The organism is Klebsiella sp. HMSC16C06 (assembly GCF_001808325.1).
Lineage (GTDB): Bacteria > Pseudomonadota > Gammaproteobacteria > Enterobacterales > Enterobacteriaceae > Klebsiella > Klebsiella variicola.
This window is the reverse complement of sequence record NZ_KV792988.1, coordinates 321793-330255: the sequence shown is the minus strand read 5'-3', so window position 1 is coordinate 330255 and position 8463 is coordinate 321793. Positions and strand designations below refer to the sequence as shown.

Annotated in this window: 1 protein-coding gene; it reads right to left on the bottom strand. The window is 59.8% G+C overall.

What is annotated here, in order from left to right; all coding sequences use genetic code 11:
- Positions 1–8454 (bottom strand): hemagglutinin repeat-containing protein (locus HMPREF3142_RS06335; protein ID WP_077270023.1); only part of this gene is annotated, 8454 nt, incomplete at its 3' end.
- Positions 8455–8463 lie beyond the last annotated feature (9 nt).

The following is an 8463-nucleotide window of genomic DNA, read 5'->3' as shown; positions in this document are numbered from 1 at the left end:
GTGACCGATAAGATTCGCCAGCTCCGGCGCCGATGCCCCTGCCAGCGCCCCGGCGATATCACCGCCCGCCAGTCCCTGCAGCGCTGCCGTGGCTGCCTGGATACCCCGCTGCAGGTCACTGCCGGTTCCGTATGCAGCCATCGCGGTACGACCCGCCTGGTCCGCAATCTGTTCTGCCGTCGGACTGCTGTTACCCTCTGCCTTCAGCTTCGCTTCCGCCGCCGTCAGGGCTGCAGGGTCTTTTATCGCCTTCTGTTTTGCTATCTCGCCCTGCGTGCGCGCAATATCCGCCACCTGGCTGCCAATCTCCCCTGTCAGCTGCACTTCCTGCAGACGCCGCTGCTCCTTCTCCTTGTCAAATATCGGCCCGATACTGCCGCTGGCATGCTCCGCATCGCGACTCAGGTCAGCCACGTCCTGCTTCTGGCTGGCCTGGTCACGGATGATGATAGTGCCCTCGGATACCGCCGACTGCGTCGTACCTTCCGCATGGCCTTTGCTGCCGCCCCCCGCCAGCAGGGCGCTGGTCATGTTCCCGGCGAACTGAGAGCCAATGCTGCCCCCGGTGCTGATACCGCCGCCCTGATGCTGCGTCTTATAATCCGCCTGGTTGTGGATATCGCTGAAACCCAGCGTGCCGGTATCGAGGCCGTTTTTATCTGCGCTTCCTGTGGCAGCAATCACCCCGCCATTCAGCTGCGTGTGGCTGCCCACAGTGACATCAAAGCCGCCCTGACCGGCAAATATCCCGCTCTGCTCCTGCACCGAAGACCAGTCACTGGTCATTTTGTCGCGACTGGCATTCAGGCTTCCCGACCACGACCCGGCGCCGAAGGTGTAACCCAGGCCACCGCTGAGGCTGCTCTGCGTGCTGTCGTAATGGTCGCTGTCCCGCAGGCTGGTTATCGTCAGGTCACGGCCGACATCAGCGGTCACCTGGTGACCGCTGACCTGTGCGCCGGCCAGCGTGGTATCCCGTCCGCTGCTGATGATGACCTGATGACCGGCATCCACCGTGGTTGCATTCTGCCAGGTGCCGTTGCCGCTCTCATGCCCTTTGCTGCTGCTGGCGTTTGCCGAGATGCTGATACCGGCTCCGCCGGAGCCCACCCCCACGCCGACGCCAATACTGCCGCCGCTGCTTTTGTTGCTGCCGGTAGTCTGCTGTGTGTCCTGTGACGCTGTCAGGTTCACATCCCTGAACGCCTCCAGCGTGACATCCTTACCGGCTTTCACCTGGCCGCCCGCGACCGTGATGTCGCCGCCCGTTGCCGTAACAGTGAGGTTATTTCCGGCATTCAGGGTGCTGCCGCTGGTCGTCACCTGCTCCGAATGTGACCGGGAGGAAGAGGACTGCGAACCCAGCGACGCGCTGATACCAATCGTATTGTTATTGTCCTTATCGCTGCCGCCTCTGGCCCCATCCAGCGCGACGGCCTGGGCGGCCTGGATACCGGAAAGCGCCGCTTTTGTTCCCTGAAGCGCACTCAGGCGGCCATCACTGACCTCTTTCGCCTTCTGCGCGGCGGAAACCGTATTGTTCACCGCACCGCCTGCGCTGCCTGACAGGGCCACCGTCAGCCCGCTGGATTTCTGCTCAAACTTCTCGTCGACTGTCCGGGTGTCGTGCCCGGGGTCAATCACCACGCTGTCGCCGGTGATGCGGATATCCCGGCCCGCAACCACATCTGAACCACCGATATGCGCCTGCTTACCGGCAGAAATCACCACGCTACCGCCCGTACTTCCCGTCGTGGAAGCACTCTGGCTCTGGGTGGTGCCCGCTTCACGCAGCTCGTGCGTGGTTTTACTGCTGCCGATAGAGAATCCGATCCCCCCGGTTCCCGTCAGGCCGGATTTTTTCTCTTCTTTAAATCGCCAGGCGGTATCGGTATTGGTCGCCGCCGTGATCTCGACATTATTACCTGCGTGGAGCTGAACATCACCCTCAGCCACCACCGCCGAGCCCTGCAGCAGAAGATTATTCTCTGCCAACACCTGAACCTGATCTCCGCTTAACAGCGTACCGGCTTCACGGGTGGCGCTCTCCTCTTCGATGGTATGCGTGGTTTTCTTACTCAGGAACCCCTTTTTGGTCTTCGTCTCTTCCTTGTAGTGGTAATCACTTTCCGTCGCCGTGGTCAGGTTCACATCGCGGCCCGCCGCCAGGCCGATATTCCCGCTGGCAGTCACCTGCGCCGCTTCGGCGTTGACGTCGCGTCCAGCAATAATCGTAGTACTGCCGCCGCTGGCAATGTCGGTACCCTGCTGGCGCACGGATTCATCGATAACGGTTTTCTTACCGCTATGACTGCTACTGCCTGCGGTGGTGGCTTCCGCCCGCAGATTCACATCGCGTCCGGCCTGAATACCAACATTCCCTTCCGCTGCGATGCCCGCCGCCTGGCTGGTCACATCCCGCCCGGCCACCAGCGTTACCTTGTCGCCTGCGGTCACCGTGCTACGCTCTGCGCCGCTCTGATGGCTTTCGCTGCCGCCCGTGCGGCTGCTCTGTTCGTTACCCGCCGCGTTCAGGTTCAGGTCATTGGCCGCCACCAACTGCGCGGTGTGACCCGCATTGATGGCACTGGCCGTCACGTTCAGATCGTTGCCCGCCCGCATTATCGCGTTACCGCCCGCCGTAATGCTGCTGCTCTGATACGTTGTGGATGAGGAACGACTGTGTTTCTGGCCCCAGAAGCCAGACTGGCTGCGACTCTCGGTGAACTGACTGGCGGCAATATTGATGTTGCTCCCGGCGTCCATCGCCAGATCGCCGCCGGCGCTCACCGTCGCTCCGGTTATATTGATCGTGTTCGCCGCGGCCATATACAGGCCGTCGCTGGCAGTAATGGCAGCCGTTTGCTCGCTATCGGTACCGCTGAACTGGATATTGCCCCAGCGGCTTTCATCGCCAACACGCCATTGCTCAGTGCGGGTGACGTTATTGATGCTACCGCCGGTGCTTACCAGCTGCAGCGTTTTCGCCGATATCGTCGAACCAATGTTATTGATATCGCCCGACGCGCTCAGGTCAAGACGGCCATCCGCGCGGATAAGTCCGGCGTTAAGGTTGCTGAAGCTATTACTGCTGTCAATGGCAAGGCCGTCTCGCGCCAGCAACGTACTGCCGCTGTTGCTGATATTGCCCCCTGCCAGTTGCACGGTATTGCCGCTGATTACGCTACCGTTCCGGACGCTAACGTCCTTCGGCGACAGGTAAACTTTCGGCACCATCACGGTCCGACCATTAAGCGTTGCGGGCTCCCACCACAGAATGCTGCGATTGAGCGCCGCCACCTGTGCGGCGGTGAGCGCCACGCCAAACGTCAGGCCAAGCGAGGTCTGCACGTCGGCCGCGTTGTCCATCAGATAACGCATCTGATCGAGATCAGAGCCGAGGCCATCAAGATAGCGTGACCCGGTCTGGTTCAGCACCACGTTGCTGACATACCGAGTATCAAACGCCGCATCGCCCAGAAAACGATAATCGCTGTCAGGGTTAAGCCCCAGGCGATCCAGCATATATGACGAGCCAAGGAACGAGTCGCCATCGGTGTACTGGCTGCCCGTCTCGCGTGGCGCGCTGCCTGGATTCATGCCAGCCAGCTTATACAGATCGCCAAACAGCGACGGATCGAGCTGGCCCAGGCCATTGAGCTTCGGATTGACCGTGATCAGATATGGGCTGTCCGGATCGTCGGACGTGACAAAATAGCCGTTGATGCCGGACGGCAGTGGATAGTTATCGCCCAGCGGTTCCTGAACGAGCGCCGTACCGTTGCCGATGGTCTGGCTGCCGCTACCGGTTGTGTCGTTCCAGTCCGGACGGGTGATGGCGGTGGTATCTGCCCCGGCGAGGGACTGCAGACTCTCACTGTCGTCAGTGAGTTGCGCTGAAGGTGTGTTCAGGTCAGGCGCGACAAGCGTGTTGCTTATTTTATCTGCATTAGCGATGCTGTTGGTGTTGCTGATGTCGCTGGCGAAACTGGCGCTGACGTTGCCGCCAGCCTGGATCACCGAACGGTAAATTTCTCCCTGTTCGGCCGTGGATTCATGCCCGGCCAGGGTAAAACCAATGGTAGAGCGTTCGGGCTGCGCATCCTCATAGTTATTGTCATCCGTGGGATAAGGCGCCCCCGGCGCAACGGCGTAGCCGGCGCCCTTGCCAAAGCCAATGTTGTAGCCATAGCGGTGCGGGTCGTACTGATAGATATACCAGTCAGTGACGGTACCGGCCTGCCAGCTCTGATTGTTGAGCGTATTTCCCGTTAACGCGATATCGCTATTTGCCAGAATATGGCTGGCAACGTTCTCCAGCGTGCTGGCGCTAATATGTAGATTTTTCCCCGCGGCAAGGCGTGCTGCCCCGCCCCGGCTGGTGACCTCCGTCCGCGTCTGGCTGCCGATAAACTTCTGCTGTGCTGATTCGGCGTACATTGCATAATAGAGCTGGTTCCAGTTGTGATAGCTGCAGGCGCCATGACCGTTACATGCCCCTGACTCGCTTGACGCCAAATAGCTGCTCAGGCCGTACGTCCCGTCAGCCAGCTGGCTGATATCGACATCGATTATCGCCTCTCCGAGACCCGGAATGGCCTGCTCGCCGCTAGTCTGCGAGATCTTCACCTCCAGCCCATCACGCTGATTGAGCAAGTACCCGGTGCTGATGGTCATGTCACCCTGCGTGGTTTCAATCGTTCCAGAGGTGTTAATCACTTCAGTGTTGGCATCACCGCTGGCGTTTTTTTGCATCACCAGGTCATTACCCGCCAGTATGTCGCCGTGCAGGTTATGAATGCGGTTGGCAAACAGCGAGAGATTATGGCCCGCATACAGCAAGGCGGTGTTGAGGATCGTTCCGGTGGCCGTTAACACCAGGTTTCCTGCCGTACCGGTAAAGCCATCAAGCGTGATATGGCCAAGGCTGGTCAGGCTCACGTCCCCACCCGCCTGCAGAGAACCTTCCCCATTCATCGCAATCTGTTGCCCGGTCAATGCCGTCTTGCCGTTGCCAGCTACCAGTTGACCGTTATTGATGAGCTGCCCGGCGGCGGTCAGCGTTACGCCATTGCCCTGTAAGGCGCCAGCGTTGGTGATATCGCTCTGGCTGCTGATGGCAAGCTGTTTGTTTGCGGCCACAGTTCCCTGAGCGATCCAGCTGTTGACCAGCGCCAGCGTCAGATTACCCAGGGCGACTATCTGACCCGCGCCGCTGAGGGAGGCGACGTTCGCCAGAAGATCGCCGCCGCTGAAGAGTTTGCCCGCGTCGTTGTTTACGCTGTCGCTGTAAAGCAACAGGTTCTGCTTGCCGAACAAGGTGCCGCTGTTGGCCAGTGTCCGGGTGTCGACACTTAACTGTGCGGCCTGAACGGTGCCGCTGTTTAATAGCGTGCTCCCCGTCAGCGTGGCCTGATTTGCCGCCAGCATCGTGCCTGCGTTGGCGATCTTCGCCGCGTCCAGAAGGAGATGGGTTGCCTGCAGCCAGCCGCTGCCGCTGTAGTCTGGGGTGGAAAGCGTCAGGTCTCCCCCAGAGACAATGTTGCCGGCGTTGCGGGCATATAAGGTACTGTTGAGGCTGGTTGCGCCATGGCTTTGGATCGTGCCGTGATTGCTGAGCGCAGACGCCGTCAGCGTCAGCTCCCCCTGACTGAGGATGGCCCCGTTGGCCTGGTTGTTGAGCGCTTTTAGCAAGTTCAGCGTCAGATTGCGGTCCCCCTGCAGGCGTCCGCTGTTGCTGAGCGAAGCCACGCTAATCTGCGTATTCGCCCCCTGCAACTGACCGCTGTTGTTCAGGTCTTGCGCATGGAGGACAAGCGATCCCCCGGTCAGCAATTTGCCCTGCTGCTGCAGATCGCCATTCAGCAATACGTCGAGATGGCTTACCCCGCTAATCTCTCCGCTGTTGATCAGCGAGTCGCCTTTCATCGTCAGCGTGCTGGCGCTCACCAGCCCCTGATTACTGAGCGCGTGGCCGCTGATATGGACATCCCTCAGGGCAGTCATTTTACTGCCGTTAATCGCCTGCAGATCGCCGCTGAGCGTTAACGCCAGATCGACCGCGCTCTGGATCGCGCCGCTATTACTGAGGTCCGCGCCCTCAATAACGATGGTTTTCCCCTGCACCCGTCCGTGGTTAGCGATATCGCCAGCGGAGAGTGTCAGGTCGCCCTGGCTTAGCAGATCGCCGCGGTTATCCACGGTTCCGTTGCTGCTAAGCGTGAGCGCGTCAAGCCCGATAACGGTCCCTTGATTGCCGATCCTGTCTTGCGCCAGTGCGATCCGGTTTGCCTGCAGCGAACCATTGTTGTTGAACAGGGCACCCGTTAACGACATATCGCCGGCGGCAAGGAGCTTGCCGCTGTTTGTCAGGGAGGAGGTTCGCAGGACAAAATCTCGCTGGCTCATGATGTCGCCATCATTGAGCAATGCGCCGCTGACGGTGGCATCCAGATTGCCTGTCGCCAGGAGAGAACCGCTTTGCCGCCAGTCCTGCGCATTAATACGCAGTTGCTGCCCTTGTATAGCGCCTGCGGCGTTTAGCGTCGTCGCGGTGAGCGACATATCCCCTGCGGTCAGCCAACGTCCTGTGGCCCCCTGAGCCAGCGAATCGCCGGTGAGCGTGAGTGCCTGATTACCCTGAAGCAGACCGTCATCGGATAAAGTGACGGTTTTAACCGTTAACGTATCGGCGATGATGGCACCCGGATTGATCAGGGTCGTGCTGGCCAGGGTGAGCGCGCGGTCGCTGGTGATAAGCCCGCTATTGCGGATACCCGGGATAGCGAGCGTCAGATTTGCCGCGCTATAGAGCGTACCGTCCTGCTGGTTATTCAACGTTTGGCTGGTAACAGAAAGTTGAGCCTCGCCCTGTAGCAAGCCATTGTTGGTGAGAGACTGCGATTGCGTGGTCAGCCTGGAGGCGATGGCCACACCGCTATTGCTGAGTTGCGGGGCTTGCAATGACAGGGTATCAGCACTGCTTTTACCACTGTGGGTCAGTTTTTCGCTGGCGCGCACGGTGAGAGCGGATTTCGCCGCCTGAGTCCCTTTTAAATCAACCTGTTTCGCCGCAATATGCAGGTGTTTTCCCTGGATTTGCGATGCCGCGCTGGTGGCGATCGTCTCACCCGATACCGCGATATCGCCGGTAGCGTTTATCGCGCCATTCAACGTCTGGCGGGCGGCATCAAGGGAGATAGCGTTGCCAGCGATCAGAGCGCCATGATGGGCCAGCGTCTTCGCGGTCACCGAAAGATCGTCAGTGGCCGTCATTCTTCCTTCATTCGTCACGCTGTCGCCAGCCCGCAGCGCGATCTGGCGACCCGCATCGATTTGACTGTCGCTATCCTGGCGGATGGCGCTGGCCGTCAATGAGACATCCCGTCCGGCGGTCAGTTTTTCACGGCTTTGCGTGATTGAACCGCCCGCAGTCAGCCGCAGATCGGTATCGCTGGTCAGGGACCCATTGTTCAATACCAGATCGCTCTGACTATGCAATGTGATTGCGCCCCCGGCCTTGTGATCGCCGGTAAGCGCAATATGCTGGCCGCGAACGGCGATCGCGCCGCTGGCCAGTGAGTGACGCAAAGCAAGCCTGCCATTCGCTTCAAGGGTGATATCGCCCTGACGCGCGTTCAGGTCGCCGAGGTTCACCCCCACGCCGTTTTCGCTCGACACCAGACGAATACGATTGGCGTACATACCGCCCAGCGCCCCGGTATCCACCGCCAGCGTCGGGGGCTGACCTTCTCCGCTCATCGGGGTGACAGTGCCATGGCTATCCACCCGGTTAGCCCCGGCAATCACCGATAAGTCCCTGGCATGAACCGCCGCATTCACTTCCGTCGCTCGGGAGATAATCGACAACGCATCGCTGCCGCTGGCGTCAATGCCTTTGCCTTCAATGGAGATGGTTCCCTTCGCGACCTCCAGCGCCTGCAAATTCCCCGCCTCATCAAACACGGGTTTGCCAGTGGTCAAGGTTGCCTGGGGAGTGTTAATAAAGCCGCAGCCGTTACAGGTGATGCCATAGGGGTTGGCGACCATCACGTTCGCCGCCTTGCCTGCGACTTCGGTGTACCCGTTCAACTGCGATCGATGACCACCGGTCACTTCGTTAATGATGCCCTTCGCTTCCCTGCCGGCCTGCAGATTCGGGTTGTTCTGGATAAACCCACCGAGCTGGGTCTGATTCAGCTTTCCGGTCGCATTGTTGAGGATTAAACCCTCCTGGCCAACGTGGTAATCCTTAAACTGGTTATGCGAGATCCCGCTGCCGTTCGGGGTGGCAATATTAACGACCGGCACACCATTTGCGGCACTATCCACACCGGTGGCGCCCTCGGGATTGATCGCTGCGCCAATGGCGGGCAGGAGTGGCTGCCCGGCCAGCAGGAGGCTAATCACGTAACTTAGCAGACGCGATGACAGGCGAATGGGAGGCTGATGCATGACGATAAT